Source organism: Bradyrhizobium sp. MI1.4, assembly GCF_055811315.1.
Window position 1 is genome coordinate 30,180 of record NZ_JBVVPP010000031.1, and the last position, 26,950, is coordinate 57,129.

Annotated in this window: 32 protein-coding genes; 15 read left to right on the forward strand and 17 right to left on the reverse strand. The window is 64.2% G+C overall.

From position 1 onward, the window contains the following. Nucleotides 1–301: 301 nt before the first annotated feature. Both AC0L23_RS26675 and gyrA read left to right on the forward strand, forming a co-directional pair. Nucleotides 302–799, forward strand: a complete 498-nt coding sequence (locus tag AC0L23_RS26675; protein WP_007590726.1) for a single-stranded DNA-binding protein — start codon at nt 302–304, stop codon at nt 797–799. A 371-nt stretch (nt 800–1,170) separates the two neighbouring features. Next, nucleotides 1,171–3,915, forward strand: a complete 2,745-nt coding sequence (gyrA, locus tag AC0L23_RS26680) for a DNA gyrase subunit A (RefSeq protein WP_085353167.1) — start codon at nt 1,171–1,173, stop codon at nt 3,913–3,915. Between the two features lie 105 nt (nt 3,916–4,020). Here gyrA and AC0L23_RS26685 read toward each other — a convergent pair whose 3' ends face one another. Beyond that, on the reverse strand, nt 4,021–5,874 hold the full coding sequence (locus AC0L23_RS26685) for a potassium transporter Kup (protein WP_085353166.1): 1,854 nt from the start codon (nt 5,872–5,874) through the stop codon (nt 4,021–4,023). 206 nt (nt 5,875–6,080) lie between these two features. After that, nucleotides 6,081–6,338, reverse strand: coding sequence for a hypothetical protein (locus AC0L23_RS26690; RefSeq protein WP_018457991.1), 258 nt, complete (start codon nt 6,336–6,338; stop codon nt 6,081–6,083). A 247-nt stretch (nt 6,339–6,585) separates the two neighbouring features. Here AC0L23_RS26690 and coaD point away from each other — a divergent pair, with 247 nt between their 5' ends. The 7 genes from coaD to AC0L23_RS26725 all read left to right on the forward strand — a co-directional run bounded on the left by coaD (nt 6,586) and on the right by AC0L23_RS26725 (nt 10,491). Beyond that, nucleotides 6,586–7,080, forward strand: a complete 495-nt coding sequence (gene coaD / locus AC0L23_RS26695) for a pantetheine-phosphate adenylyltransferase (protein ID WP_018457990.1) — start codon at nt 6,586–6,588, stop codon at nt 7,078–7,080. 41 nt (nt 7,081–7,121) lie between these two features. After that, entirely contained in the window at nt 7,122–7,685 is a 564-nt protein-coding gene (locus AC0L23_RS26700) for a peptidylprolyl isomerase (RefSeq protein WP_018457989.1), read from the forward strand. A gap of 8 nt (nt 7,686–7,693) precedes the next feature. Next, a complete protein-coding gene (locus AC0L23_RS26705) occupies nt 7,694–8,119 on the forward strand; it encodes a hypothetical protein (protein WP_085384628.1) in 426 nt (141 codons plus the stop codon). Then, nucleotides 8,116–8,580, forward strand: a complete 465-nt coding sequence (locus AC0L23_RS26710; RefSeq protein WP_018457987.1) for a peptidylprolyl isomerase — start codon at nt 8,116–8,118, stop codon at nt 8,578–8,580. Before AC0L23_RS26705 ends, AC0L23_RS26710 begins: the two co-directional genes overlap by 4 nt. Before the next feature lie 142 nt (nt 8,581–8,722). Then, nucleotides 8,723–9,796 carry a tRNA preQ1(34) S-adenosylmethionine ribosyltransferase-isomerase QueA gene (gene queA, locus AC0L23_RS26715; RefSeq protein ID WP_085384629.1) on the forward strand — a complete coding sequence of 358 codons (1,074 nt, stop codon included), beginning with the start codon at nt 8,723–8,725 and terminating at the stop codon, nt 9,794–9,796. Between the two features lie 57 nt (nt 9,797–9,853). Beyond that, nucleotides 9,854–10,096: a type II toxin-antitoxin system VapB family antitoxin gene (locus tag AC0L23_RS26720; RefSeq protein WP_085384630.1), complete on the forward strand. Its 243-nt coding sequence runs from the start codon at nt 9,854–9,856 to the stop codon at nt 10,094–10,096. Beyond that, entirely contained in the window at nt 10,096–10,491 is a 396-nt protein-coding gene (locus AC0L23_RS26725) for a type II toxin-antitoxin system VapC family toxin (RefSeq protein ID WP_085384631.1), read from the forward strand. The genes AC0L23_RS26720 and AC0L23_RS26725 overlap by 1 nt, the downstream gene beginning before the upstream one ends. A gap of 113 nt (nt 10,492–10,604) precedes the next feature. Here the strand turns inward: AC0L23_RS26725 and AC0L23_RS26730 are convergent, their stop codons facing one another. The 4 genes from AC0L23_RS26730 to AC0L23_RS26745 all read right to left on the reverse strand — a co-directional run bounded on the left by AC0L23_RS26730 (nt 10,605) and on the right by AC0L23_RS26745 (nt 14,776). Beyond that, nucleotides 10,605–11,642 carry an aspartate-semialdehyde dehydrogenase gene (locus AC0L23_RS26730; protein WP_247392000.1) on the reverse strand — a complete coding sequence of 346 codons (1,038 nt, stop codon included), beginning with the start codon at nt 11,640–11,642 and terminating at the stop codon, nt 10,605–10,607. A 219-nt stretch (nt 11,643–11,861) separates the two neighbouring features. Then, nucleotides 11,862–12,464, reverse strand: a complete 603-nt coding sequence (locus AC0L23_RS26735; RefSeq protein ID WP_085384036.1) for a PepSY domain-containing protein — start codon at nt 12,462–12,464, stop codon at nt 11,862–11,864. Nucleotides 12,465–12,711: 247 nt separating this feature from the next. Further along, nucleotides 12,712–13,458 (reverse strand): TetR/AcrR family transcriptional regulator, encoded by a 747-nt coding sequence (locus tag AC0L23_RS26740; protein WP_018457980.1) that lies wholly within the window; start codon nt 13,456–13,458, stop codon nt 12,712–12,714. A gap of 133 nt (nt 13,459–13,591) precedes the next feature. Beyond that, complete coding sequence (locus AC0L23_RS26745) at nt 13,592–14,776, reverse strand: patatin-like phospholipase family protein (RefSeq protein WP_085384037.1); 1,185 nt, start codon at nt 14,774–14,776, stop codon at nt 13,592–13,594. 227 nt (nt 14,777–15,003) lie between these two features. Here AC0L23_RS26745 and tgt point away from each other — a divergent pair, with 227 nt between their 5' ends. After that, nucleotides 15,004–16,152 (forward strand): tRNA guanosine(34) transglycosylase Tgt, encoded by a 1,149-nt coding sequence (tgt, locus tag AC0L23_RS26750; protein ID WP_085384085.1) that lies wholly within the window; start codon nt 15,004–15,006, stop codon nt 16,150–16,152. A gap of 15 nt (nt 16,153–16,167) precedes the next feature. On the opposite strand, the gene AC0L23_RS26755 is transcribed toward tgt, so the two are convergent. Beyond that, nucleotides 16,168–16,386: a hypothetical protein gene (locus AC0L23_RS26755; protein ID WP_026233474.1), complete on the reverse strand. Its 219-nt coding sequence runs from the start codon at nt 16,384–16,386 to the stop codon at nt 16,168–16,170. A gap of 199 nt (nt 16,387–16,585) precedes the next feature. Here AC0L23_RS26755 and cysK point away from each other — a divergent pair, with 199 nt between their 5' ends. Beyond that, nucleotides 16,586–17,563 (forward strand): cysteine synthase A, encoded by a 978-nt coding sequence (gene cysK / locus AC0L23_RS26760; RefSeq protein ID WP_018457976.1) that lies wholly within the window; start codon nt 16,586–16,588, stop codon nt 17,561–17,563. Nucleotides 17,564–17,566: 3 nt separating this feature from the next. Beyond that, nucleotides 17,567–17,809 (forward strand): BrnA antitoxin family protein, encoded by a 243-nt coding sequence (locus tag AC0L23_RS26765; protein WP_007610629.1) that lies wholly within the window; start codon nt 17,567–17,569, stop codon nt 17,807–17,809. A 75-nt stretch (nt 17,810–17,884) separates the two neighbouring features. Here the strand turns inward: AC0L23_RS26765 and AC0L23_RS26770 are convergent, their stop codons facing one another. Together AC0L23_RS26770 and AC0L23_RS26775 are read right to left on the reverse strand one after the other, a co-directional pair. Continuing rightward, nucleotides 17,885–19,315, reverse strand: coding sequence for a caspase family protein (locus tag AC0L23_RS26770; RefSeq protein WP_018457974.1), 1,431 nt, complete (start codon nt 19,313–19,315; stop codon nt 17,885–17,887). Nucleotides 19,316–19,518: 203 nt separating this feature from the next. Next, nucleotides 19,519–20,394, reverse strand: a complete 876-nt coding sequence (locus AC0L23_RS26775) for a DMT family transporter (protein ID WP_085353150.1) — start codon at nt 20,392–20,394, stop codon at nt 19,519–19,521. A 150-nt stretch (nt 20,395–20,544) separates the two neighbouring features. On the opposite strand from AC0L23_RS26775, the gene AC0L23_RS26780 reads away from it, so the two are divergent. Beyond that, nucleotides 20,545–20,943 carry a RidA family protein gene (locus AC0L23_RS26780; protein ID WP_085384038.1) on the forward strand — a complete coding sequence of 133 codons (399 nt, stop codon included), beginning with the start codon at nt 20,545–20,547 and terminating at the stop codon, nt 20,941–20,943. Between the two features lie 51 nt (nt 20,944–20,994). On the opposite strand, the gene AC0L23_RS26785 is transcribed toward AC0L23_RS26780, so the two are convergent. The 3 genes from AC0L23_RS26785 to AC0L23_RS26795 all read right to left on the reverse strand — a co-directional run bounded on the left by AC0L23_RS26785 (nt 20,995) and on the right by AC0L23_RS26795 (nt 22,616). Next, nucleotides 20,995–21,540: a hypothetical protein gene (locus AC0L23_RS26785; protein ID WP_026233473.1), complete on the reverse strand. Its 546-nt coding sequence runs from the start codon at nt 21,538–21,540 to the stop codon at nt 20,995–20,997. Then, the gene (locus AC0L23_RS26790) at nt 21,485–21,829 is read right to left on the reverse strand and encodes a hypothetical protein (RefSeq protein WP_018457970.1); all 345 of its coding nucleotides are present in this window, start codon (nt 21,827–21,829) and stop codon (nt 21,485–21,487) included. Before AC0L23_RS26790 ends, AC0L23_RS26785 begins: the two co-directional genes overlap by 56 nt. A gap of 199 nt (nt 21,830–22,028) precedes the next feature. After that, nucleotides 22,029–22,616, reverse strand: coding sequence for a formyltransferase family protein (locus AC0L23_RS26795; RefSeq protein WP_018457969.1), 588 nt, complete (start codon nt 22,614–22,616; stop codon nt 22,029–22,031). Nucleotides 22,617–22,803: 187 nt separating this feature from the next. Between AC0L23_RS26795 and AC0L23_RS26800 the strand changes: the two genes are divergently transcribed. Next, a complete protein-coding gene (locus tag AC0L23_RS26800; protein ID WP_085384040.1) occupies nt 22,804–23,091 on the forward strand; it encodes a hypothetical protein in 288 nt (95 codons plus the stop codon). Here the strand turns inward: AC0L23_RS26800 and AC0L23_RS26805 are convergent. Further along, nucleotides 23,088–23,285, reverse strand: a complete 198-nt coding sequence (locus AC0L23_RS26805) for a hypothetical protein (protein ID WP_143273395.1) — start codon at nt 23,283–23,285, stop codon at nt 23,088–23,090. The two genes, AC0L23_RS26800 and AC0L23_RS26805, sit on opposite strands and share 4 nt — an antisense overlap. Before the next feature lie 144 nt (nt 23,286–23,429). Here AC0L23_RS26805 and AC0L23_RS26810 point away from each other — a divergent pair, with 144 nt between their 5' ends. Next, nucleotides 23,430–23,666, forward strand: coding sequence for a hypothetical protein (locus AC0L23_RS26810; protein WP_026233472.1), 237 nt, complete (start codon nt 23,430–23,432; stop codon nt 23,664–23,666). A 3-nt stretch (nt 23,667–23,669) separates the two neighbouring features. Here the strand turns inward: AC0L23_RS26810 and AC0L23_RS26815 are convergent, their stop codons facing one another. The 4 genes from AC0L23_RS26815 to AC0L23_RS26830 all read right to left on the reverse strand — a co-directional run bounded on the left by AC0L23_RS26815 (nt 23,670) and on the right by AC0L23_RS26830 (nt 26,835). Continuing rightward, a complete protein-coding gene (locus AC0L23_RS26815; RefSeq protein WP_026233471.1) occupies nt 23,670–23,972 on the reverse strand; it encodes a hypothetical protein in 303 nt (100 codons plus the stop codon). A 91-nt stretch (nt 23,973–24,063) separates the two neighbouring features. Beyond that, entirely contained in the window at nt 24,064–26,112 is a 2,049-nt protein-coding gene (locus AC0L23_RS26820; protein ID WP_473350744.1) for an acetoacetate--CoA ligase, read from the reverse strand. A gap of 118 nt (nt 26,113–26,230) precedes the next feature. Beyond that, nucleotides 26,231–26,458 (reverse strand): hypothetical protein, encoded by a 228-nt coding sequence (locus AC0L23_RS26825; protein WP_018457964.1) that lies wholly within the window; start codon nt 26,456–26,458, stop codon nt 26,231–26,233. 155 nt (nt 26,459–26,613) lie between these two features. After that, entirely contained in the window at nt 26,614–26,835 is a 222-nt protein-coding gene (locus tag AC0L23_RS26830) for a hypothetical protein (protein WP_085353139.1), read from the reverse strand. Nucleotides 26,836–26,950 lie beyond the last annotated feature (115 nt).

The following is a 26,950-nucleotide window of genomic DNA, read 5'->3' on the forward strand; positions in this document are numbered from 1 at the left end:
ACTTGCTGAATGTTAAGTTCTTTCTTCCATTTTTGGGAACCTACAAAGGTTCCAATCGACGTGTGCCTTTCCGCAACACATGTGGCCGATCGATCCCACGCCTTCAGATCTGTCTTCGCCAAGAACAAATCTGGAACGAACCGGAGGTCGATGCTATATGTGGGGATAACCGGAGGGGTGACGGCCTGATCGTCGTCCGCAAGTGTTCGGCGAGCGTATAGGGTCGCCTCAACAGGCACGGCGGAACGCGGGAGCGGACCGGCCTTCTTGAATTCAGTGGCATTCGGAGCGGAGAGCGGAGATGGCGGGAAGCGTCAACAAGGTCATTCTGGTTGGAAATCTCGGCAAGGATCCTGAAATCCGCCGCACCCAGGACGGGCGGCCGATCGCCAATCTGAGCGTCGCGACCTCGGAGACGTGGCGCGACAAGGCGACTGGCGAGCGCAAGGAAAAGACCGAGTGGCACCGCGTCGTGATCTTCAATGAAGGGCTCTGCAAGGTCGCCGAACAGTATCTGAAGAAGGGCGCCAAGATTTACGTCGAGGGTGCGCTCCAGACCCGCAAATGGACCGACCAGAGCGGTGTCGAAAAGTACTCGACCGAAGTCGTGCTCCAGGGGTTCAACTCGACCTTGACGATGCTGGACGGTCGTAGCGGCGGTGGCGGAGGCGGCAGCTTCGGCGACGAGCCGGGCGGCGATTTCGGCTCCTCCGGTCCGGTCAGCAGCGCGCCGCGGCGCCCTGTTGCCGCCGGCGGCGGTGGCCGCAACAGCGACATGGACGACGATATCCCGTTCTGAGCGATTCCGCTCCAAGAACGCGGCGCCTGATGCGGACGCGCCGGCCGGATGGGCGGCGCTTCTCATCTCATGTCAGAACATCCCACTAATCGACAGGACGGGCTCGGCATTTCCGGGCCCGCTTCATGTTTGGGGTGAGCTCGGATTGCGGCTTGGCAAACGCGCCGACGCGGCAAGCTCACCGCGCGGTTTTCCACGCGTGAGCGGCGATTTTGCAAGGCCGATGCGAGTGCTGTCCGAGACACCGCTCGCAAGGGCTTAAGTTGTTGGAAAAATAGGCGGAAAAAGCGCTTCCCAGAACGCCGCGAGGGTGGTTATCAGAGGCTCGATGCGCTATATGATTCCCAGATAAAACCTCACCGGATTTCCCCTTGGCTGACGACGACGACAAGCCCGGCGACCAGCCGGCGCAACCCTCGGATATTCGCCCCGTCTCCATCTTCGAGGAGATGAAGAAGTCCTATCTCGACTACGCCATGAGCGTGATCGTGGCGCGGGCGCTGCCTGACGCCCGCGATGGCCTGAAGCCGGTGCATCGCCGCATCCTGTACTCGATGAACGAGCAGGGGCACACGCCGGACAAGAAGTACGTCAAGTCCGCCCGCGTGGTCGGTGACGTCATCGGTAAATATCATCCGCATGGCGACCAGTCGATCTACGACGCCATGGTCCGGATGGCGCAGGACTTCTCCATGCGCGTGCCGCTGATCGACGGCCAGGGCAATTTCGGCTCGGTCGACGGCGATCCCCCGGCTGCCTATCGTTATACCGAAGCCCGATTGACGAAGGCGGCGCTGGCTCTGCTGGCCGACATCGACAAGGACACGGTCGACTTCCAGCCGAACTACGACAACAACGAGACCGAACCGTCGGTCTTGCCAGCCAAGTTCCCGAACCTTCTCGTCAACGGCGCCGGCGGCATCGCGGTCGGCATGGCGACCAACATCCCGCCGCACAATCTCGGCGAGGTCATCGACGCCTGCGTCGCGCTGATCGACAACCCCGCGCTCACCATCGACGAGCTCATCAACATCGTGCCGGGACCGGACTTCCCGACCGGCGGCGTCATCCTCGGACGGCAGGGCATCCGCGCCGCCTATCACCTCGGCCGCGGCTCGGTCATGATGCGCGGCAAGGTCGCGATCGAGACCATCCGCAAGGAGCGCGAGGCGATCATCATCACCGAGATTCCCTACCAGGTGAACAAGGCGACGATGGTCGAGCGCATCGCCGAGCTGGTCAAGGAAAAGAAGATCGAGGGCATCGGCGACCTGCGCGATGAATCCGATCGCGACGGCTACCGCGTCGTCATCGAATTGAAGCGCGACGCCGTGCCGGACGTGGTGCTCAATCAGCTCTACAGGTTCACGCCGCTGCAGACGAGCTTCGGCGTCAACATGGTGGCGCTCGACAGCGGCCGTCCACGGGTCATGCACCTGAAGGACCTGCTGGCGATCTTCGTCGACTTTCGCGAGCGGGTCGTCACGCGGCGCACCAAGTTCCTGCTCGCCAAGGCCCGAGATCGCGCCCATGTTTTGGTCGGTCTCGCCATCGCAGTCGCCAATATCGACGAGATGATCCGCGTCATCCGGACCTCGCCCGACCCGACCACCGCCCGCGACACCCTGATGTCGCGCGACTGGCCGGCCCGGGACGTCGAAGACATGCTGACGCTGATCGACGATCCGCGCCACCGCATCAGCGAGAACGGCACGATCCGGCTGTCGATGGAGCAGGCGAGGGCCATTCTCGATCTGCGCCTGCAACGCCTCACCGCACTCGGCCGCGACGAAATCCGCGAGGAGCTCGACAAGCTCGCCGGCGAGATCGCCGACTATCTCGACATCCTGCGCTCGCGCGACCGCGTGCTGGGCATCATCAAGTCCGAGCTCGCCGAAGTGAAGGCCGAGTTCGCAACCCCGCGCCGCACCGTCATCATCGAGCAGGAAGGTGAGGTCGAGGACGAGGACCTGATCCAGCGCGAGGACATGGTCGTCACCGTCTCGCACGCCGGCTACGTCAAGCGCGTGCCGCTGTCGGCCTACCGGGCCCAGCGCCGCGGCGGCAAAGGCCGCGCCGGCATGCAGACCCGCGATGAGGATTTTGTCAGCCGGCTGTTCGTGGCGTCCACGCATACTCCGATGCTGTTCTTCTCCTCGCGCGGACAGGTCTACAAGATCAAAGTCTGGCGCCTGCCGATGGCCGCGCCGAATGCGCGCGGCAAGGCGCTGATCAACATCCTGCCGCTGGAGCAGGGCGAGCGCATCACCACCATCATGCCGCTGCCGGAGGACGAGTCCACCTGGGGCAATCTCGACGTGATGTTCGCCACGACAGGCGGCAACGTCCGGCGCAACAAGCTGTCCGACTTCGTCGATGTCCGCCGCTCCGGCATCATCGCGATGAAGCTCGACGACAACGAAGCGATCGTCGACGTGCAGATCTGCACCGAGCACGACGACGTGCTTTTGACCGGCGCCGGCGGCCAGTGCATCCGCTTCCCCGTGACCGACGTGCGCGTGTTCACCGGCCGCACCTCGATGGGCGTGCGCGGCATTGCGCTTGCCGAGGGCGACAAGGTGATCTCGCTGGCGATCCTGCGCCACGTCGAGACGACGTCCGACGAGCGCTCGGCGTACCTGAAGATGCGTCGTGCGGTCGCCGGCGAAGCTGCGGCCGAGGAGCCGGCGGCGGACGCCGAGGCCGAGGAGACCTCCGGCAGCTTCCAACTCGCCCAGGAGCGCTACGTCGAGATGTCAGCGCAGGAACAGGTCGTGCTGACCGTCTCCGTCAACGGCTACGGCAAGCGGACGTCGTCCTACGAGTACCGCACCACGGGCCGCGGCGGCAAAGGCATCGTCGCCATGAGCGTCAACAACCGCAACGGCAACCTCGTTGCGTCGTTCCCCGTGGAGGATGCTGATCAAATCATGCTGGTTACCGACAAGGGCCAGCTGATCCGCTGCCCGGTCGAAGGCATCCGCGTCGCCGGCCGCTCGACCCAGGGCGTGATCGTGTTCGACACCGCGGAGGACGAACACGTCGTCTCGGTCGAGCACATCACGGAAGAGGCCGAGAGCGGAAACGGGGCGAATGGGGAGTCGAACGGGGAGTGATGCGTCACCCCCTAGCCCGGATGGAGCGCAAGCGAAATCCGGGTTCTTCATTCGGACGGCTGTCCCGGATTGAGTTGTGCTCGATCCGGATACTTCACTGACCAGCTAAATCTCCAGCTCCGTGCCGAATTCCACCACCTGCTTGGTCGGTACGCCGAAGAACGCGGCGGAGCGTTCGGCGTTGCGTTGCAGGAAGGCGAACACGGTTTCGCGCCAGACCCACATGCCCGGCACGTCCTCGCGCGGGATGATGGTCTCGCGGCCGACGTAATAGGTGATGTCGGAGAGATCGATGCCGGGCAGCTTGCCGTGGCGGCAGGCGAAGGTCAGCCCTTCGTAAATCGTCGGGTTCTGCATGAAGCCGTAATGCAGAACGACGCGGGTAATGCCGGGAATGATCTCGATCACCTCGATGCGGTCTTCGTCGGCGATGTGAGGAAGCTCCTCGATCAGCACGGTGACCAGGACGATGCGCTCGTGCAGCACGTGGTTGTGCTTGACGAACTGGGTCAGTGCCAGCGGCACGCCGCGCGGCGCCGAGGCCAGGAACACGGCGGTGCCGGGGAGTCTGGCGCTGCACTGGTTGACCGCGGTCTCGATCAGATCCTCCTCGGGCTGGCGCAGCTTCGCGCGTGCGGCTTCGACGAGCTTCACGCCGCTGCGCCAGGTCAGCATCAGGAAGGCGACGAAGCCCGCCAGCATCAGCGGAAACCAGCCGCCCTCGAACAGCTTGATCGAATTGGCCGAGAAGAAGATCAAATCGATCACGAAGAAGAAGCCGTTCACGGCAACCACGAGCCACGGTGAATAGCCCCACTGGATCGCGACCAGGGCGGCGAGCAGCGTGGTGATCGCCATCAATAGCGACACCGCGATGCCGTAGGCGCCGGCCAGCGCCTCCGAGCTGCCGAAACTCAGCACGGCGCCGAGCGTTGCGGCGGCGAGCAGCCAGTTCACCAACGGCACGTAGATCTGACCGATCGCGTCGCTCGTGGTGTGACGGATCTGCATGCGCGGCAGGAAGCCGAGCTGGATCGACTGCTGCGTCAACGAGAACACGCCGGAGATGATGGCTTGCGAGGCGATCACGGTCGCGACCGCCGAGAACGCGACCAGCGGATAATGCAGGGCGTCGGGGCAGAGCTGGAAGAACGGATTTTCGATCATGGTGGGATCGGTGATCAGCAGCGCGGCCTGGCCGAAATAGTTCAGCACGAGCGCAGGCAGGCAGATCGCGAACCAGGCCAGCCGGATCGGCAGGCGGCCGAAATGCCCCATGTCGGCGTACATGGCTTCGCCGCCGGTCACCGCGAGGAAGGCGGCCCCCAGGATCGCGAAGGAGACATGAAAATCCTGATGGATCAGGAAGTCGAACGCATAGAGCGGGCTGAGCGCCGCCAGCACCGCCGGCGCCTTGACGATGCCGTGGATGCCGAGCGCTGCCAGCACGAAGAACCAGGCCAGCATCACCGGTCCGAAGATGCGGCCGATGAAGCCGGTGCCCTGCTTCTGCATCATGAACAGTCCGATCAGGATGACGACGGTCACGGGCACAACCGCCGGCGCGAGCGAGGGTGCGTCGACCTTCAGACCTTCGATGGCTGAGAGCACGGAGATGGCCGGCGTGATCGCGCCGTCCCCGTACAGTAGCGCGGCGCCGACGAGGCCGACGACCAGCAAATGCGCGCGCCAGGTACCGGGTTGAGCGTTGCGGGCATGCAGCAAGGCCAGCAGCGCGACGATGCCGCCTTCGCCGCGGTTATCCGCACGCAGAATCAACAGCGCATATTTCAGTGAGATGATCAGCAACAGCGCCCAGAGGATCAGCGAGGCGACGCCCAGAACGGCATCGTTCGTCAAAGTGCCGCCGTGGGCGGCGGCCTTGGCGGCTTCCTTCAGGGCGTAGAGGGGGCTGGTGCCGATATCGCCATAGACCACCCCGAGGGCGCCCATGGTCATGGCAATCGGCAGTGGATCAGGTTGATGGCCGGAGGCGACTGCAGGCGTACTGGACAATGGCGACCCCCCGATGGGATCGCGCCCGACGGGTCATTCCGACGGGCGCGAGCATCAGGCAGTGTGCGACGGGACGTCGCAAATATCCATGGGGTATATCTTTGGGGTTTATCTTGAGAGTTAGCTGACGCGAAACTGACAGACCCCCACTACGGAGTACGGTTGGCAGTCACAAGGCGAGCCTCGCGGATGTTGGCTTTGGTGCCGGCCTGGCGGAGGCAGGACGCTTCGAAATTCGGCCAGGCCTGCTGCGAGCAGTCCTTGCCGACGGTGCGGATATCGAGCCGGTCGCTCTTGGCAAGCGGCTGCGGCACGCTCGCCTCGACGGTGGGGGCGAAGCCGGGCAGGAGCGTGAGGGTGGCAGCAACACACGCAGAAATGGCGATCGCCGAAAGAGCCTTGATCATGACAGTCCCCTGTGATGCGGCCGCTACGCCCAGTGTGCGGCCCGTCGTTCGTTGGCTGGATTAGTAACCATGGCCAGTTTCCGGACGTCTTCGCGAACGCGGGAAATGGTTTCGTTCGCGCTCCGTTTTGTGTCGTGGCCGCCCTCAGGACGAAACAATTCGGCGCATTCCGACACGCTTCTGCGGAAAAACCGCCAGGGAACCTGACCGGCTTGCCGGGCCGGGCAGGGCGCGGTAGGACGTGGCCATGCCGCGCATTGCCTTCTATCCAGGTTCCTTCGACCCCATCACCAACGGCCATCTGGACGTGGTCCGGCACAGCGTGTCGCTGTGCGACAGGCTTGTTGTCGCGATCGGGGTGCACCCCGGCAAGAAGCCTCTGTTCTCGACCGAGGAGCGGCTGAAGATGCTCCATGACGTCTGCGGGCCGGTGGCCGCCCAGGCCGGCTGCGTGCTCGAGGCCGTGACGTTTGACGATCTGTCGGTGACCTCGGCGCGCAAGCACGGTGCCACGATCATGATTCGGGGCCTGCGCGACGGCACCGACCTCGACTACGAGATGCAGCTCGCCGGCATGAACGAGGCCATGGCGCCCGAGGTGCATACGATCTTCCTGCCGGCCTCTCCCATGGTCCGCCCGATCACCGCCACTTTGGTGCGCCAGATCGCTGCCATGGGCGGGGATGTCTCGGCCTTCGTTCCGCCGCTGGTTGCGGCCCAGCTCAAGGCAAAATTCGCCTGATAACGGCGCGTTTCCTTTCTCATCTCTGATCCGGAGTTGTCATGATCCGAATTCTCGCAGTTCTTGCCGCGGTTCTGTTCGCGGTGCCGGCCTTCGCGCAAGCCTTGCCGGCCGGCCTCGACAAGGCCAACGCCATCGTCATCGACTCCACCAAGGGCCGCATCGTCATCAAGCTCCGGCCGGACCTTGCGCCCCAGCACGCCGAGCGCATCAAGCAGCTCGCGCGCGAGGGTTTTTACAACAACGTGCCGTTCCACCGCGTCATGGATGGCTTCATGGCGCAGACCGGCGACGGTCAGAACTTCAATGGCACCGGCGGCTCGAAATATCCGAACCTGAAGCAGGAATTCTCGAAGGTGCATTTTGCGCGCGGCATCGTCGGCATGGCCCGGCGCGGCGACAGCGTCGACACCGCAAATTCGCAGTTCTTCATCATGTTTGCCGACGGCGGCAGCCTCGACAACCAGTACACCGTGATCGGCGAGGTCGTGCAGGGCATGGACGTCGTCGACAAGCTGAAGAAGGCGCCTCCCGGATCGAGCGGCGGCACCGTCACCGACCCCGACAAGATGGTGAAGGTGCAGGTCGCTTCCGACATCAAGTAGGAGCGGCGATGGCGCGCTGCGGTGGCAAGCTCCTGCTGGTTGCCGCGGTGCTGCTGCTCGGCGTCCCGGGCGCGGTCGCCGAGGACGCACAGGTCAACACCATCCAGGACATCTTCCGGCATTTGCGCACCTGCTGGAAGCCGCCGCCCGCCGCCAGGGCCCGCCCGATCGACATCACCGTCGTGGTGAGCTTCAACCGGGCTGGAAACATTCTGGGCCATCCGAGGATTACCTATGAATCCGCGGAGGCTTCCGACAATGACCGGCTGCAATACCGGGTCGCGGTGATGGAGGCATTGCAACGCTGCACGCCGATGCCATTTACCGATGCGATGGCCGGCGCCGCTGCGGGGCGTCCGTTCGCGATCCAGTTTCGCAGCCGCAAATCTTCACCTGACAGGACTTTACCCCCAACCCAAGAGAGACGAGCATGAGCGCCACCGAAAACACACTGATCCTCGAGACCACGCAGGGCCCCGTCACCATCGAGATGCGGCCTGATCTGGCGCCCGGCCACGTCGCGCGCATCAAGGAACTCGTGCGCGAAGGCTTCTACGACGGCATCGTGTTTCATCGCGTGATCGACGGCTTCATGGCGCAGACCGGCTGCCCCCAGGGCACCGGCACCGGCGGCTCCGGCCAGAAGCTGAAGGCCGAGTTCAACAAGGAGCCGCATGTGCGCGGCACCACCTCGATGGCGCGCGCCGCCAGCCCGGATTCCGGCGATAGCCAGTTCTTCATCTGCTTCGACGATGCCCGCTTCCTCGACAACCAGTACACGGTGTGGGGCAAGGTCACCGAGGGCATGGAGAACGTCGACAAGATCAAGCGTGGCGAGCCCGTGCAGAACCCCGACAAGATCGTCAAGGCGCGGATGGCGGCTGACGCGGCGTAGGCGTTCAACCCTCATGGTGAGGAGGCGCGTAGCGCCGTCTCGAACCATGAAGGCCGAGCTGCAGCAGCGGGGCCTTCATCCGTCGAGACGCGCGTTCCGCACCCCTCAGGATGAGGAGTGACTGTGCGGCCCTGAGTCCGAGATGCGCACCGACCTCTTCGATTTCGACCTGCCCGCCGAGCGCATCGCATTGCGCCCGGCGAGCCCGCGCGACTCCGCGAAGATGCTGGTCGTCGATCGCGGCACGCTGCGCGACCAAATCATCACCGACCTGCCGCAATGGCTGAAGCCGGGCGACCAGCTCGTCGTCAACGACACCAAGGTGATCGCGGCGCAATTAAAAGGCCGTCGCATCGGCCGCGAGACCGTGCCGAAGATCGAGGCAACGCTGATCAAGCGCCTCGACGGCTCGCGCTGGCAGGCGTTGGTGAAGCCTGCCAAGAAACTCATCGCCGGCGACCGCATCCGCTTCGGCAATGAGGGCAAGGTCTGCCTGCTCGGCCATCTCGACGCCGAGGTCGAGGCGAAGGGCGGGGAAGGCGAGGTGACGCTGTCATTTTCGTTTCACGGCCCGACGCTGGATCAAGCCATCGCCGATCTCGGCAGCCCGCCGCTGCCGCCCTACATCGCCTCGAAACGCACGCCTGATGATCAGGATCTCGCCGACTACCAGACCATGTTCGCTGTGAACGAAGGCGCCGTTGCCGCGCCGACAGCAGGCCTGCATTTCACCCCGGCGCTGGAGCAGGCGATGCACGCGCGCGGCGTCGGCATCAATCGCGTCACGCTGCATGTCGGGGCAGGGACCTTCCTGCCAGTGAAGGTGGACGACACCGAAGGCCACAAGATGCATGCCGAGTGGGGCACGCTGTCGGCCGAAACGGCGGAGCGGCTCAACACTGCGCGCAAGAACGGCGGCCGTATCATCGCGGTTGGCACCACGTCGTTGCGCCTGCTCGAAAGCGCAGCCAGCGAGGACGGCACCATTGAGCCGTTCGCCGCCGAGACGTCGATCTTCATCACCCCCGGCTATCGCTTCCGCGCCGTCGATGTTCTGCTGACCAATTTCCATTTGCCGAAGTCGACACTGTTCATGCTGGTGTCGGCGTTCTCCGGGCTGGAGGCGATGCAGCAGGCCTATGCACACGCGATCGCGACCGGCTACCGGTTCTATTCGTACGGGGATGCCTGTTTGCTGTTTCCGGCGCGGGAGTGACGCGGGCGGCGTTCTCGTGCTATATTGCTCATACGTTTTGCATGGATCGAGTGGCCGATGAACATCCGTTCCGCGAAAGTAGATGAGCTTGCCCGGCGCCTCGCCCGCCTGACGGGGGAAGATATCGAGACGGCGCTCGAACGCGCCATCGAGGAGCGCTTGTCTCGCGTGGCATCGCCGGCGGTCGATAGGAGGGCCGCCCTGACGTCGTTCTTCGAGCGAACCGCTGGCTTGCCCGTTCTCGATTCTCGGCCTGCAGACGAAATCCTCGGCTATGACCGTTTCGGGCTGCCGTCCTGATGGTGCTGGATACGTCTGCGATCGTCGCGACCGTCACCAACGAGCCAGATGGGCAGCGCTATCGGAAAGCCATGCTGGATGCTGCCAGCCTGTCGATGTCAGCAGTAGCAATCCTGGAAACCAAGATCGTTCTCTCTGCTCGCTTCGGAGCATCGGCCGTGAAGTTCTTCGACGAATTGCTGGAGACTGCCGGGATTGTCGTAGTGCCGTTCGACGCAGACATGGCGAAAGGCGCGTTCGAGGCATTTCAACGCTTCGGCAAGGGTCGGGGGACATCCGGCGCAGCTCAACATCGTCGATTGTGCGGTCTACGCTTGGCGAAAGCGCGTTCGCAACCGCTGCTCTTCAAGGGAGCCCACTTTGCTAAGACAGACATTCTCCCCGCGTTGACCTGACCGCGCTGTTTGCCATTGTAGGGTGGGCAAAGCGAAGCGTGCCGACCAACTTTCTTGATGCGAAGTGGTGGGCACGGCGCTTGCGCGCCTTTGCCCACCTTACGCATCTTCCGTTACGCCATCATCCGCTGCGGCAGGAGCTCCGCGATCTGCACCGCGTTGAGTGCAGCGCCCTTGAGCAGCTGGTCCGCCGCCACGAACATCGAGATCGAATGTCCGGAGGGGTCGCTGAGGTCCTTGCGGATGCGGCCGACCAAGACGTCGTCCTGGCCCGAGGCATCGATCGGCATCGGGAAGTAGTTCCTGGCACGGTCGTCGACGACCTTGACGCCGGGCGCTCGTGCCATGATGGCGCGGACCTGGTCCTCGCTGATCGGCTTCTCGCATTCGAAGGTGATGGCCTCGCAATGAGCCCGCAGCACCGGCACGCGCACGCAGGTGACGCCGATCGCGATCTTGTCGTCCTCGAAGATCTTGCGGGTTTCGTTGATGACCTTGGTCTCTTCGTCGTTGTAGCCGGTGTCAGGGTCGATCGCGGTGTTGTGGCTGAAGAGGTTGAAAGCGTAGGGATGCGGCATCACCTTCGGCGTATAAACCTGCCCGTTGAGATTGGCGCGGGTGGACTCGACCAGCTCGTCCATGGCGGCAGCGCCGGCGCCGGAGGCCGCCTGGTAGGTCGAGATGATCACGCGCTTGATGCGGTTGCTCTGGTGGATCGGCCACAGCGGGACCAGCGCCGTGATGGCGGCGCAGTTCGGGTTGGCGATGATGCCCTTGTGGTCGCGGATGCGGTTCGCGTTGATCTCGGGGATCACCAGCGGCACGTTCGGGTCCATGCGGAAGGCGGAGGAGTTGTCGACGACGACGGCACCGGCCTTGACCGCGATCGGCGCGAACTTCTTGGAGATGCTGCCGCCGGCGGAGAACAGGGCGATGTCGACGCCCTCGAAGGCGCGTTCGGTCAGCTCCTCGATGATGACGTCTTGCCCACGGAACGACACCGTCTTGCCGGCCGAGCGCGCGCTCGCCAGCGCCTTGAGCTTGCCGACGCGGAAGCCGCGCTTGTCCATGGTGGCGATGAATTCGGCGCCCACCGCACCGGTGACGCCGACAATCGCGACGACGGGATCGTTACTCACTTTGTCCTCCATTGAATTGCGATCTAAACAACAAAAAAGCCCCGGACCATCATGGGCGGGGCTTCGGTAGAGTGGATTGCGTTCTAGTCGACGACTACACGCGCACGCCTCCCCGGGCCCCGAAGGCCGTGGTGGTTTTAGTCGTGCGTTTGGTGGTCGCGAACATGGCGGGAGCTTATGCGGGAGAGTCCTGCCCCCGTCAATGGCTTTTCGGCGGGATTGGGGCTGCCGCTATTTGGTCCGGGCGCCCGGCGGTTCGAGGATGACCTCCTTGAGGTTGTCGCCACTGATGACGACGATCGCGAAATTCAGCCGGCCGCGTTCGCGCACCAGTCCGCCGCTGATGGCTTTGCCGGAGGCCGCGCGTTCGGCGACGTGGACGGCATCCGCAAGTCGGTGCTTGATGGCACCGAGCGCTGCGAGATTGCTGCGATCGTCGAGGTCGAGCTCGGCGAGAGGGAGGGCGGCTTCCCCGCCGACGAGCTCGCCGGTCGCGGCATTGATGGTGTGGCGCCAGACCCGGTCGTTGTGCAGGGTCTTCACCCGGTAGACCGGCACGCCTGAGGCTCCGTCGAAACTCACATCCGCCGTGGTGGCACCGACGTGGCGGGCTTCCGCAATCGCCATGGCCTGGTTGATCGAGATCGACGAGCTGCGGAAGCGCTCGATCTCGCGGCTGACCGCTTGGCGGTCGGCCTCGGCGTCACCATCTGTGTCGCTGTGAAGGGTGGTCGGCGTGCCCGTGCTCACGATCGCCCGCGCCGGCGCTGCGAGGAGGAGTGCGGACAGGGCGATCGCGAGCAGTCCCGAGATCCGTCGTTTGGCCGTCGTCATGCTCGAACCCTCGGCCAGCGAGTATGCCGGATGATCGTCAAGAATTTGCGGCCGACCTTGGGCATCGGTCGGCCGCTGAACGTCGCGACGGGCTGTACCGCCGCGACGATCGAAGCGGTGCGGACCTCTTGGGGCTGGTGAAAAAGCGATCCGCATCGCCCTATAATTAAACCATACCGTATCGTTTTGTTTCGGTCAACGGCGCGGCCACGGGATCTCCTGGAAAGTTCGCAAGCTCACGGAATTGTCAGCGCGATGGGCGCCGCCGCTGCGTGCCCTTGGCGGCACTCTGGCTGCCGTCCGCTGATCCCAGCGCGCCTGCCAGGAAGAGCTTGATCGCAGCGCGCATGCGCTTTTCCGCGGCCTTCATCTCCGGCGGCGTTCCAAACGTCGCCAGACGATGGTTATGACCGACGACGACGTCGAGAAACACTTCCGCCGCGATGGTGGTGTCGTCGACGTCGAGCGCGCCTTGCGCCACCAGATGGTCGAAGAAGCGTGCCGTGGTGGCGACGGCCTTGAGCCAGCCTTCCTCCTTGCCGAGCTTGGCGATGTCGGGAAAGTTGATGGCCTGCGACGTCATCATGCGGCTGAAGGCGACGGCATCGGGTCCGCAGGTGAATGTCAGCATCTCGCGCCCGATCTCGACCAGCCGTTGCTCGACCGAGATATCCGAGGCGCTGCCGAGCTGCGTCTCGGCGGCCGCGGACAGCGGTGCCAGCCATCGCGCGATCTCGCGTCTCAGCACGGCTGCAAACAGGCCGCGCTTGTCGCCGTAACGGGCATAGACGGTGGGCTTGCTCACTCGCGCGGCTTCCGCGACCGCATCGAGCGAGGTCGCGTCAAAGCCGCGATCCAGGAATAGGCGGGTGGCGACCTCGATCAGCCGCTGATCGCGCTCGATCGCGGCGCTTTTCGTCGGCCGGCCGCCGCGCGATTTCGGCACCTCGCGCCGCGGCGCCGCCGGTCTTGTCCTGGTCGCAGTCAATCCCATGCCCAATGATTCCTGCGCGGTCGTGACATCAGTCATTGCTCTATAACGCGCGGCAACGAGTGCGTCATGGCTAATCTGGCCGAATGACCGCATCGTCAACCGTCTCGGCACGGCCCCGTTCCTCACCGAGCGCTCACGGAAGCGTCGAAGTCCAGGCCTCGCCCGAAGCCGCCTTCTCATATCCGTACTGATACAGCGCCCGCATATAAGCGGTGTCGAACCCTTCCGAGGGGGCGGCCGGATAATCGCGCGCGATATAGGAGAGATGGAAGCCCAGGCGGTTGCGCTTCGCAAAATCATAAGTCGAGAAGATGATCGAGCGGGTCTGCGACTGGGTGATCGACGACAGGCTGCGGGAGGCAACGTCGATGGTGCTGTTGGAGACGAGCTCGAAATTGCGTTCGATCTTCTTGTTGACGAGGATGTAGATGTCCAGCTTCGCGGGGCCGGGCAGGCGACTGCCCTGGAAAAGCAGGGCTTCCGGCAGTGTCAGCACCGGGGCCGTCACGCCGCCGTCGACATGCATCTCCTGAAATCTGCGGCCCTCGCCTTCGGCGTCGATCATGATCGGCGGAAACACCAGCGGGATGCTGGCGGAGGCCGCCATCACGTCGCGAAACAGCTTGAGCGCCTCGGACGTGCCGACCGCGGCGATCTTGCCCATGTCCCAGATCGCGGTGCGCTGGGTGTCGAGATCGGTCGTCACCACCAGCAGCCTTCGGCCCTTGGCGTTTTCACGAGCGACTTGCGCCATGATTTCGGGGCCGACATAGCGGGCGACGAGCTCGCGCAGCCGCGTGTTGCCGAACAGGCCGGACCCGAACAGCACGCGCATGATGCTGGGATCACTCAAGAGGCTCTCCGCGACACCGCTGGTGTAGACCTCCTTCAACGTGTCGTCATATCGCGAGCCGAGAAACGCAAAGGGCGCAATCAGGCCGCCGGTGCTCACGCCCGAGACCACCGAGAAGGTGGGACGGGTTTTGGCCGCGGTCCAGCCGTTGAGCACACCGACGCCGTAGGCGCCATCTGCGCCGCCGCCTGACAGCGCCAGGTAGGACTTCGTCGCGGTGCTGGTGTCCTTCTCGAAATTGAATTTCGTGATGGGTTCGTCGGCGTAGCGCCGCAGGCCATCAATATCGAGCACGCGCGATGTGCTGGCTTCGGTGGCCGTATAGGGCGTGCGGGGCAGGGAGGTGCAGGCGCCGAGCGCCAAGCTGCACGTCAGGACCAGCAATCCGAACAGGCGGGCGCCGGTCCACCTCGTCCAGCCATGCGAACGGCCGGCTGGGTCAGTCGAACTTGAAGGGAGGGGCATTGCGGTGGCTGGCGATCACGCATCTACCGCCGCCGGCAACATCGCCGCGGCATCTCGTCCAACCCAAGGTAAAACTACACTGTATCGTTTTGTTTAACAAGCGTCGCAGGCGCACAATTCCGTGTCCCCCAATATTTGCACCCATTGTCCCAGTCTGATGCATAAGCCGGCCGAGGCATCGCCCGAGCGGGTTGATCGGCCTGCTCCGACACGCAATAAGCACCGTCATGAATCGTCCTGACACCGGTCTGCCCAATCATTTCGAACTGCTCGCCACCAATGGCGCCGCGCGCACCGGGCGCCTGACCACGCCGCACGGCGTGGTGCGCACGCCCGCCTTCATGCCGGTCGGTACCGCCGGCGCGATGAAGGGCATGCACTGGCGCGAGGTGCGTGAGGCCGGTGCCGACATCGTGCTCGGCAACACCTATCATCTGATGCTGCGTCCCGGCGCCCAGCGGATCGCGGCGCTTGGCGGCTTGCAGACATTCACCGGCTGGAACGGGCCGATGCTGACGGATTCCGGCGGCTTCCAGGTGATGTCGCTGGCGGATCTGCGCAAGGTCAGCGAGCAGGCCGTGACCTTCCGTTCGCATATCGACGGCGCCAAGGTCGAGCTGTCGCCGGAGCGCTCGATCGAGGTGCAGCGTTTGCTCGGCTCCGATATCGCTATGCAGATGGACGAATGCGTGCGACTGCCCGCCGAGCGCGCCGACATCGACCGCGCGATGCAATTGTCGCTGCGCTGGGCCGAGCGAAGCAAGCGCGCCTTCGAGAGCGCGCCCGACGGCTACATGCTGTTCGGCATCGTGCAGGGCGGCGACATACCCCAGCTTCGCCATGCCAGCGCGCAAGGCCTCATCGAGATCGGTTTCCATGGTTATGCCATTGGCGGCCTCGCCGTCGGTGAGCCGCAGGCGGTGATGCTGGCGATGATCGACGAGACAGCGCCGCTGCTGCCGAGAGAGCGGCCGCGCTACCTGATGGGCGTCGGCACACCCGACGACATCCTCGAGGCGGTCAAGCGCGGCATCGACATGTTCGACTGCGTGATGCCGACGCGCAATGGCCGGCATGGCGTTGCCTTCACACGCTTCGGCCAGGTGAATTTGCGCAACGCGCGCCACGCCGACGATCCCCGTCCGCTCGACGAAGAGAGCTCCTGGCCGTCGGCGCGCAGCTACGCGCGCGCCTATTTGCACCATCTCGTCAAGGCGGGCGAGACGCTGGGTGCGATGCTGCTGTCCGAGATCAATATCGCTTATTACCAGTTCCTGATGCAGGGCATCAGGGACGCGATCGCACAGGGAACGTTCGAGGAGTTCTATCGGCGTACGCGCGAAGACTGGGGGAGGGGCGACATCGCCCCGCGCTAGGTCAAGTGCAAAACGTCAGTTGCAGACGAGGCGCTGCTTGACGGAGTGCTTGGTCACGAAGCCGTAGCCGCAATTGTCGCAGGTCCAGAGATAGCTGATCACGTGTTCCGACAAATACGCAGAACCTTCGGCGGCGATCATGGAGTCGGCGCAGACGGGACAGGCCGGCAACTCACTGCAACGCGGAGCGCGGTTCGGTGCGACGGTCGACAACACTTCAGCGACTGCTGACATCGTGGTGACCTCCCAGCTTGAGACCTAAGTCTAACATAAGCAGAATCAGTTGACGAGGTCGCAACACAAATGCGTTGGTTTTCTGATAATTATTGCTCACGCGATTTTGCGATGCAGCGTATTTAACATGTAACGCAATCTCGCTTGCGTGTCGCCGCAGGCTGTCTAGAAGCACAATCGTCGCCACAGGGAGTTCATCATGGACGCATCGTCCACCACGGGTGCAGCGCACCAACCCGGCCGCGGCCGGATCTATGACTCGATCGTCGATGCTTTTGGCGACACGCCGATCGTGCGCTTGCGCCGGCTGCCGGGCATGCATGGCGTGAACGCGACCATTTTGGCAAAGCTTGAATATTTCAATCCCGCCGCAAGCGTGAAGGATCGCATCGGCGCGGCCATGATCATCGCCATGGAGAAGGCCGGAATCGTCAAGCCCGACACCGTGCTGATCGAACCGACCTCCGGCAATACCGGCATCGCGCTGGCCTTCGTCGCGGCGTCGCGCGGCTATAGGCTCAAGCTGGTCATGCCGGAGTCGATGTCGATCGAACGCCGCAAGATGCTGGCCTTTCTGGGCGCGGAGCTGGTGCTGACACCGGCCGCGCAAGGCATGAAGGGCGCGATCGCGACGGCCGAAGAGCTGTTGAAGACGACGCCGAATTCGGTGATGCCGCAGCAGTTCAAGAATCTCGCCAATCCCGAGGTGCACCGCCGCACCACCGCGGAGGAGATCTGGAATGACACCGCCGGCAACATCGACTTCTTCGTCGCCGGCGTCGGCACCGGGGGCACCATCACCGGCGTCGGCCAGGTGCTGAAGCCGCGCAAGCCCTCGCTGCGCGTGGTTGCGGTCGAGCCGGAGGAGAGCCCGGTGCTGTCGGGTGGCCAGCACACGCCGCACAAGATCCAGGGCATCGGTGCGGGCTTCGTCCCTGACATTCTCGATCGCTCGGTGATCGACGAGATCGTCAAGGTCAACTCGACGACGGCGATCGAGACCTCGCGGGCACTGGCGCGGCATGAGGGCATTCCGGGCGGCATCTCCTCGGGCGCCGCGATTGCCGCGGCCGTCGAGATCGGCAAGCGACCCGAAGCTGCGGGAAAGACCATCCTGGCTATAGTGCCGTCCTTCTCCGAGCGGTATCTTTCGACGGCTCTGTTTGAGGGAATCTAGGACATGGCGGATCAACCACCGAGGCGGCCGCGGACGTTGGGCGACGCCAGGACGGAGGCCGAGGCGGCGTTCAAGAAGGTGACGGCGAAGGTCGCTGCGGCGCCGCCAAAGCAGAACGTGGCGCCGGGGGTCAAGGAGCAGGTCACGCTGCGGATCGACCAGGACGTGCTGGAGCATTTCCAGTCCGGCGGGCCCGGCTGGCAGGACCGCATCAACGAGGCGCTGCGAAAGGCCGCCGGGAAGTAGACGCCAAAGCTTTGGTTATTCGTAACGAAAAAGCCCGGCGCGAGCCGGGCTTTTGTATCTGCGATTGGCCTCGCCTCAGCGGCGGAACATGCCGCCCATCATGCCGCCGACGACACCGCCGACGAAGGCTGCGCCGGCAGGATCGCCGCCGCTGCTGCGATGGGGAGCCGGTGCGGGCGCGCTGCTGGCCGCGGGGGCGGCGGCCCGGCGGGCTGCCTTCTGGCTGTTGTCGCTCGCGGTCGGCGGGCCGGCCACGACTTCCGAAAGCAGAGCCTTGTGCTGGAGCTTGTTCAGGTAGCCAGACGCGGGATAGCCGCGCGCCGCCTGCCAGCGCTTGAGCACCGACCGGGTCTCGTCGCCGAAGACGCCTGTCTGTTTGTTGTCGAAGCCGAGCCCGCCCAGGCGACGCTGAACGTCGCGGCGCTGGTTCTTGTCGAGGCCGATTTGGTCCTCGGTAAGCTGGGTGGCCTCTTCGGTGAAGGTCGCGGGATCGACGCCAGCGGTGAGGGTGCGCGTCGCGGTCGAGGGGCCGCTCTTGATGGCCGCGAGGCGTGCCAGCGCAAGCGCCTTGAACTGACCGTTCGGGTAGGCGGAGAGGTAAGCGTTGAGCTCTTCCGACTTATTGCTCTCCTTGACCGAACGCCAGTATTCGAGCTCGACACCGTCCGAGCTGCCGCCCGTCGCCATTGGCACGCTGCCAGCAGCCGTCGGTGCCGCATTGGCGACCTGCGTCGTCGGAGCCTGGTTGAGATAGACCGCGCCGGTCAAATTGGTGTGGCCCCAGGGCAGCTGCCCCTTGTGGGTCTCCTCGTTGACCTGGGCGCGGACCGACGTCATCGCCTGCTGGATCTCGACACCAGGCTTGGTGATGTTGTCGATGAGCGCACGGGTGAACGGGCTGTTGTTGCCCTCTTGGCCGTCGAGCGCGGTCTGGCCCGGGCCGGTGGCGAACGCGATCAGCGTGCCTTCGCCGGATTTCATCTCGGCAAGACCGCTCTGCACGTTGACGCTGCGGGTCGCGGAGTTCGATTTGATCTTGGCGGCAAACGGATTGTCGCGGCAGGCGTCAAGGAACACCAGCTTGACCTTGGCGTCGCCCATGGTCTGCTCGAGCGTCAGATCGATGTTGATGGCGGCACCGAGCTTGACGTCCATCTCCGACTTGATGTCGGCGTCGACAGGCAGAAGATAATTGGAGCCGCCGACCGCGATGCCGTGACCGGCATAATAGAACACTGCGACGTCGGAGCCCTGCGCCTTGCGGCCGAAGTCCAGCAGCTTCTCCGTCATCTGGTCGCGCGAGAGGTTCGAACCTTCGATCACCTCGAAGCCGACATTGCGCAGCGTTGCCGCCATCGCCTTGGCGTCGATCGGCGGGTTCGGCAATTGTGCGACGTTCTTGTAGGTGCCGTTGCCGACGACGAAAGCAACGCGGCGGTCGGCCTTCGCGGCACTGACCGACAGTGCCATGCACATCAGCGACGCGAGGAGGGTGAGAGTGCGCATCTGGAATCCCCAACAGAATCGAAATTGCAGGCAGCAACGAATTGGCACGAACTTACATGAAGTGCCCGCCTCGGCGCCACCAAAACGGCAGTTCGTCGCGTTCAACCCGCTGCTGTGTGGCAGAATGTGCACGATGGAATATCCTTCCAACGTGATCCAAATCACACGGCCACTTGGTTTTGTCGCGCGAGGCGGCGCGAGGTTCAGCGCGCGGGAGCAGGATCTGCCGGAGCTGGCTTTAGATTCAGGAGATTGCCGAACAGGATCAGCGCGGCGCCGACCACCGTCCAGGTGTCAAGCCGCTCCGAATACAGCAGCCAGCCAGCGGTCGCGGTCAATGGAACTCGCAGGAAGTCCATGGGAACAACGATGGTCGCATCCGCATAGCGCATCGCGCTGGCGAGGCAGTAGTGCGAAAACGTGCCGCAGACGCCGATCACGCCGACCCACGCCCAGACGTAGGCGGAGGGCCACGTCCAGACGAACAGCGTCGGAATGAAGCCTGCGACCGATTGCACCACCAGCATCCAGAACAGGATCGACAGCGCGCTTTCGGTGCGGGTCAGCGATTTGACGAGCACCATGGACACGCCAAAGCCCATGGCGGCGCCGAGTGCGATGAGTTGACCGGGATTGATCTCGCCGGTGGCGGGTCGGACGATGACGATCACACCGAAAAGGCCAAGCGCGATGGCGGCGATCTTCCACGGCGTCATGCGCTCGGAGAGAAGGCTCGCTGCGAGCAGCGCCGTCCAGATTGGCATGGTGAACTCGATTGCCACCACCTGGCCGATCGGGATCAGCGTCAGCGCGAAGAACCAGCCGAGCTGCGCAACATAGTGCACCAAATTGCGCCCGATGTGCTGCGGCAGGCGCGACGTCCTGAGCACTTTGAAGCCGCCGGCCCGATAGATGAACGGCGAAAGCAACAGGAATCCTAGCAGCGAACGCACTTCCATGATCTGAAATACATTCAGCTCGCGCGTGGTCTCGCGTCCGGCGACCGCCATGACCAGCATCAGCGACAGCCAGCCGGCCATCCACAGGGCAGCCATCGTTTTGGACGGTGTCGTGTTCATCGGCGCGGGTGTGAGAGGCGAGGTCTTGAGGAAAGGCCGGTATCGGCGACATCCTCGCCGTTTGCAACGGTCAAATCTGCCGGTGCAGCGATGCAGGGCGCCGTGCTAAGGCATCAGTGAACAACGAGAACAATCGGGAGATCTTCGCTCATGCACATCTTGCAGCCGGCCGAGTGGAAAAAACCGCGCGGCTTTTCCCATGGTGTCGTGGTCGAGGGGCCGGGCCGCTGGGTGGTGCTGGCCGGGCAGACGGGCGGCGACGAGACCGGCAATTACGCGCCTGACATGGCAGCGCAGGTCGGGACCGCGCTGAAGCGGATCATCATGCTCCTGGGCGAGGCCGGCGCCAGCCCCGAGCATATCGTCCGCCTGACCTGGTACCTGACCAGCCGCAGCGAATATGAGGCAGCCGGGGCCGGCATCGGCGCGGCCTGGAAGGAAACGCTGGGGCGCAATTTCCCGCCCTCGACCTTGCTCTACATCGGCGGCCTCGTGGACGACCGGGCCAAGGTCGAGATCGAGGTCACGGCGTTCGTGCCGGGCACATAAAAATCGACCCGGCGAGATCGCCGGGTCGATTGTCAATCTACTCGTATCGGCTTAGCGCGACAGCGAGATGTTGGCGCCGCGGAACTGGCTGTCAGCGCGCATCGTGACGTTCTGCTTGTTGCCGGACGTCTTCAGCGAGATGTTGGCGTTGAAGCCGGCAGTGGAGGCGAGCAGTTCATAGTTTCCGCCGGCGCCGCGACCCGAAAGGGAGCCGCTGATATTGCGGCTGGCCTCGGACCAGCTGCCCGCGATGGCGCTGCCTTCAGCCTTGACGTTGGCACCGAGGTTGAACTTGTAGGCGTCGCTGGCGCAGGTCAGAGACAACTCCATGGTCGGTCCGATCGGAGCGTATTTCGCCCGGCAGCGGATCCGTTCGGTCGAGCCGTCATCCAGGGTGACCGTGCCTGAGCCGCTCCAGCTGCCGGCCAGCGGGGCGAACGGGCCGGACTGGGCCTTGCTCTCGGAGTTGGCAATTCCGGCGGCAAACATAACGGCGGCCGCGATCAGCAGCCGCCGGCCCACACCGCTCGTCACGATTTTTCTATTGGCGCGATGCTTCCCACCGCCCGCTGCACGGTATGCCTGCAGATGCTCCATTCCACTTCCCCGATCCGGCGTTGCCGCTGAGTTGACCGTTGGCATATGCACCATTGATCGAAACTTTCACAAGTCCCCCGCTGCCGATGGTGCCGGAAACGTTAGCGCCGGGCGCGGTGATCTTGCCGTCGGCAACCGTCAGCAAGGAGCTCGCGGTCGGCTCGCAGGTGCCGCTCTTGGTGACGATGGTGACGTGCCAGTTGCCGTCATAGGGGGTCTGGGCAAAGGCGGGCGCGGCGAGGGTGGTAACTGAGGCGGCACAGAACGCCGCAATGCGAGCAAAACGCATAAAATCCGTCCTTGAATTTGTCTGATATGCTGACCCTTATTCGGGCCAAATGTGACGGAAATTTGGTGCAGTGCCAAATCGAAAATTGTTCCTGTGGGAACAATGGTTTATTTGGGTTTCAGGCTGGGATTCTTGAAGCAAAATCAATGCCCCGTCACGTTAAGGGTAAACGTCAGGAGATCGACTCAGGAAAAGGGCCTCAGGAAAGACTTGGCGCTGAAGTCGCGAACTGCTCGTCTTGAGTCTTGGACGGCAGCGCCTTGTGGACCTTGGCATAGTCGATCACGTCGGCCAGCAATTTGAGCCCGAGCGGGGCGAGCGCGCGCTCCCACAGTTCCCGCGCCGTCTCGCCCTTCTTGACGAAGCACCACTCCTGGGCCGCGATGGCGCCAGCGTCCATGCGGTCGGCGAGGTGATAGATCGTGCCGCCGGCGATCGGATCGCCTTCCTTGATGGTCCATTCCACGGCCGCCTTGCCGCGGTGACGCGGCAGCAGCGAGGGATGATAGCCGATCCCGCCCAGCTTCGCTGCCTCAAGCGCGTCCTTGCCGATCCGGGCGTGGCTGTGCGCGGTGACGATCAGATCGGTGTCGGGGGCGATCTCGGAGGCCACCACCAGTTTGGGATTGGCCTGGACCACGACGTCGATGCCCGCCGCCTTGGCTGTTGCGGCGAGACGATCCTCGGCGTCGGCCACCACGACGCGCACGATCGAGACACCATGCTCCCGGAGCATGTTCAGGGTGGTCACGCCGAAATGGCGGGAGCCGACAAGAGTAATGCGCATGGGTGTCCGATCCGTCTCGCAACTGCGTCATCTCCCGATAACACGTCCGGACGTCCTGTCACCACCCGCGCTGGGTTTGCGCCGGTTATCAACAACGCGCCGGGCGAGGCTGCGCGATGAATTCCGCGATTGCGGTGTCGGCCGGTCCGGTGCTTCCATGCGCATGGCATCGGCTCGGAGTGAACGCATGCGGAGCGCGTGGTTTGTCCTTCTCGCGGCCTTGGTTGCAACCACTTCGGCGCGCGCTGGCGGACCGCCCTATCCCGTGGTTCCGCCCGAGGTCGGGGTGGCGCCCTTCATCGGCCCGACCTGGGACACCTATCGCTGCGCGGAAGGGCCGGTCACCAATTTTTATCACGGCGCCTATTACGGCCAGGAGCCGCCGGCGCTCTATCGCGGCTACGCGTACCGGCCGCATTACCGCTACAGCGCCTACCGCAAGCTGCCGCGCAAATATTTCTGCGTCACAGACTAGCGTTGCCGCGCCGCCACGGTGGTGCGGCGAGTGCCGACGGCCGGTTCCTGTGTTTCGTTTTTAACAGAGAGACCCAGGGATTTGCCGTTAGAACGTGGACCGACCGGGGCTGGCGACATTTCAACCCGCATCCGTTTTCGAACCCGGATTTGGCCGCTGGCGTGATCGCCTGCGGCTTTTTCATGCTCGGCCATCACGAAATCATCTGACGGTAACGTGATCTCAACCAGCTTGGCGTATCGACGAATCCGTCGCGGATTTGTATTGCGTACCGCGACACCGAGATTGTCGCGCCGGCGCGGGTGCGCCGTGCGGGCTTTTTCGCCGGGACCTATTTCATGCCGAGCGCGATTGAGCAGATCGTCGACGTCTATGTCCGGCTGAAGAACCGGCGCGGCCTCGACGAGCTGATGATGCACAGGCAACGGCTTGCAGTCGATCTGAAGAGCAGGTCCGGCTACGACTTCAGCCTGCCGATCGGCCAGATCGACGAGGAGATCGCGATCATCGAAGCCGGCCTCAGCCGGCTCAAGTCGGGCGATATCGCCGCGACGGACGACGGACGGCCAGTTTGACGTTCAGTCGCGCCGGCCACCGTCGATGACGGTGAACAACGGCCGCGCCTGGGTCGGCTCGACCAGCAATTCCTCCACCAGCGCGGCCGCCGCATCGACATATTTGCGCGTCGGCTTGTCGAGGGGACGCGTGGCCTCGTCGTCGAGCGCGACCTTGGCGGCCTCGACCAGCTTGCGCATTCGCGCCGCGTGGTCATCGCCCGCCGTCAGCGTCGCGCGGGCCAGCGAGCGCAGCACGAACAGCTCGCCCTCGAGGCGGAGCAGACGGTCGTTCAGCCTGGAGAGGACGGCGTTGAGGTCGGCCATGGCGCGCGTTCGTTGCGGAAGATGCATCCTGCTCTAGCGGCGATCGGTGAACGGAGTCCAAACGGCATCGGCGCAATTGCGGCGATCTCCTTCAAGTCTCGCTCCGCGCCAGATAGTCGCGTGCGAAGGCGAGATACCAGTCGAGACAGGCGGGATTGGCCATCGCCTCGCGGTTGATGACCTTCTCGACGGGCTGGCCGAGCAGCAGCTTCTTGATCGGCAGCTCCTGCTTCTTGCCCGAGAGCGTGCGGGGAATTTCGGCGACCGCAAAAATCTCGTTGGGCAGGAATCGGCGCGAGAGGCCGGCCTCGATCGCCTTGTTGATCTTCGCCTGCATCGCGCCGTCGAAGGCGACGCCTTCGCGCAGCACCACGAACAGGGGCATGTAGCTGTCACGGCCGAGATATTCGAGATCGACCACGAGGGAATCCAGCACCTCCGGCAAGGCCTCGATCGCGGAATAGAGTTCGCTCGTGCCCATGCGCAGGCCATGCCGGTTGATGGTGGCATCGCTGCGGCCATAGATGATGCAGGAGCCGTCCGGGTCGACCTTGAGCCAGTCGCCATGCCGCCACACCGGCCCACGGCCGGTGCCGTCGAAATTGTCCGGATAGGTCTCGAAATAGCTCGCGCGATAGCGCGCACCGCCCTTGTCGTTCCAGAAATAGAGCGGCATCGACGGCATCGGCTCGGTGCAGACGAGCTCGCCGACCTCGCCGATGACGGCGCGGCCCTGTTCGTCAAAGGCTTCCACGGCAGCACCCAGCAGACGGCACTGCATCGCGCCCGGCGTCTGCGGCAGTTCGCGATTGCCGCCAATGAACGCGCCGGCGAAATCGGTGCCGCCGGAGATGTTGGCCCACCAGATATCGGCCTGCGCCTTGCTGCCGTTGGTCTTCGACAGGCCAGCGAAGCGGTTGTTGAACCAGGCTTGGGTGTCGGCGCTCAGCGGAGAGCCGGTCGAGCCGAGACATCGAAGCTGTGAGAGATCACCGGCGGCGGCGAGGTCGACCTCGGCCTTGGCGCAGTTGGCGAAGAACGCGGCGCCCGCGCCGAAGAAGGTCGCTTTCGACTGCGCGACGAAGCGCCACAGCGTGGTCCAGTCTGGCTTGTCCCTGGCGCCGCCGGGGCTGCCGTCGAAGATGCAGCAGGTGGTGCCGCTGAGCAGGCCGCCGACCTGGCTGTTCCACATGATCCAGCCCGTCGAAGAGTACCAGTGATAGCGCTCGCCGAACGAGTTCTCGTGGTAGGAGCAGCCGAGATCGTTGTGCAGTCCGAGCAGCGCCAGCACCACGATGACGATGCCGCCATGGCCGTGCACGATCGGCTTCGGCAGGCCGGTGGTACCGCTGGAATAGACGATCCAGAGCGGATGATCGAACGGCAGCCAGGCCGGCTCGAACGCGTCGATCTCCGCGCCGGTTGTTGCGCTAATTTCGGAGAGCAGGGCGTCGGCCGCTGCGGGCGCGGCGGCCTCGCTGTGCAGGATGACGTGCTCGACCGTCGGCAGCGACCGCCGCAGCACGGCGAGGACGTCTTTGCGATCGTGCCGGCGGCCGGCATAGGTGACGGCGTCGCAGGCAATCAGTACTCTCGGTTCGATCTGCTTGAAGCGGTCGATCACGGCGGGCGCGGCCATGTCGGGCGCGCACACGCTCCAGATCGCGCCGATGCTGGCGCTCGCCAGGAATGCGATGATGGTCTCGGGGATGTTGGGCAGATAGGCGGCGACCCGGTCGCCGGGCTTGATGCCTTTTTCTTTCAGATGCAGCGCGAGCGCAGCCGCCTTGCGCCGCAGCTCCGGCCAGCTCGTCTCGCAAAGCCTGCCGTCCTCGCCACAGCTGACGATTGCGGGCAGGCCGGCGGCGTCAGCCGCGTCCACGTGGCGGAACACCTGCCGGGCATAGTTGACCTGCGCGCCGGGAAACCAGACCGCGCCGGGCATCTTGCGCTCGGTGATCACGGCGGCAAACGGCGTCGGCGATTGCAGATCGTAATAGTCCCAGATGGCGTGCCAGAACCCGTCGAGATCGCGCACCGACCATTGCCGCATCTCCTCGTAGCTGTCGAAGTTGAGGCCGCGCTTCTCGGCGAGCCAGGTGCGGTAAAGGGCGATCTGGGGAACGAAGGGTGAGGTCATTGCGTGTCGGCTTCAGTTGCGGGGCGGAGAGTTTAACCGTTGCCGCAGAGTAGCAGAAGCCGCAGTTCGGGCAGGGGGCGTTGACGGGAGTAGCTGGTCTGGGTCCGGTGGAAGCAGTCTACCCGCCGGCTCCGGCCCAACGCCTTCCGAACACGGGTGGCTTGGTTTTCACCGCTTCCCAGCCGAAGAAATGATGTTTGCCGGACCATGTGTGCACCACGCCGCTGCAGATGCTGCACTTGAAGGTGCCGGAATGCGCTTCGGCGTGCTCCTCCCTTGTCGCCGTGTAGTTCATGCTGCAACCCGCGCAGGTGAATTCTTCGATCGTCCAGATGGTATTGGCCATTGCACCGAAGTGGTTTGAGGGACCTCGATGGAAGCGTAGGTGCACGCCTTTGCATCGACGTAAACCGGTCGGCCGAAATCCGGTTAATCACCGTTAGCCAAGCCGGCATCACGTCGCGCACCTTGCCGGCGCTCGCCCACGGCGCCGCCGCAAGATCAATCGCCGGTCCGGATGCTTCGCATGTCCCGGTCGATGCACATCTGCACGCGCCTGATGGCGAGCAACGGCAGCCTGCCTTGCACGCGCCCGGAGCGGGCCCTGTCGCCGACGGCATAGGTGTAGCGCCAATAGCCCGGTGTGGCGTTTGGCGTCAGTGAAAAGCGGATGCCGCGGTGAATTCCCGCGTGTGCGACGGGCTCTCTGGGGCGGCGTGCCATCGTCTCGAAATGCAGAATGGCCCGATGCGTTCCTAATCACGGGCTCGGGCCGGCCCGGTCGCCTTGACGCCGGGTGCGCGGCTGGCAATAACGCGGGGCCGCGCAAGTGCCGGAA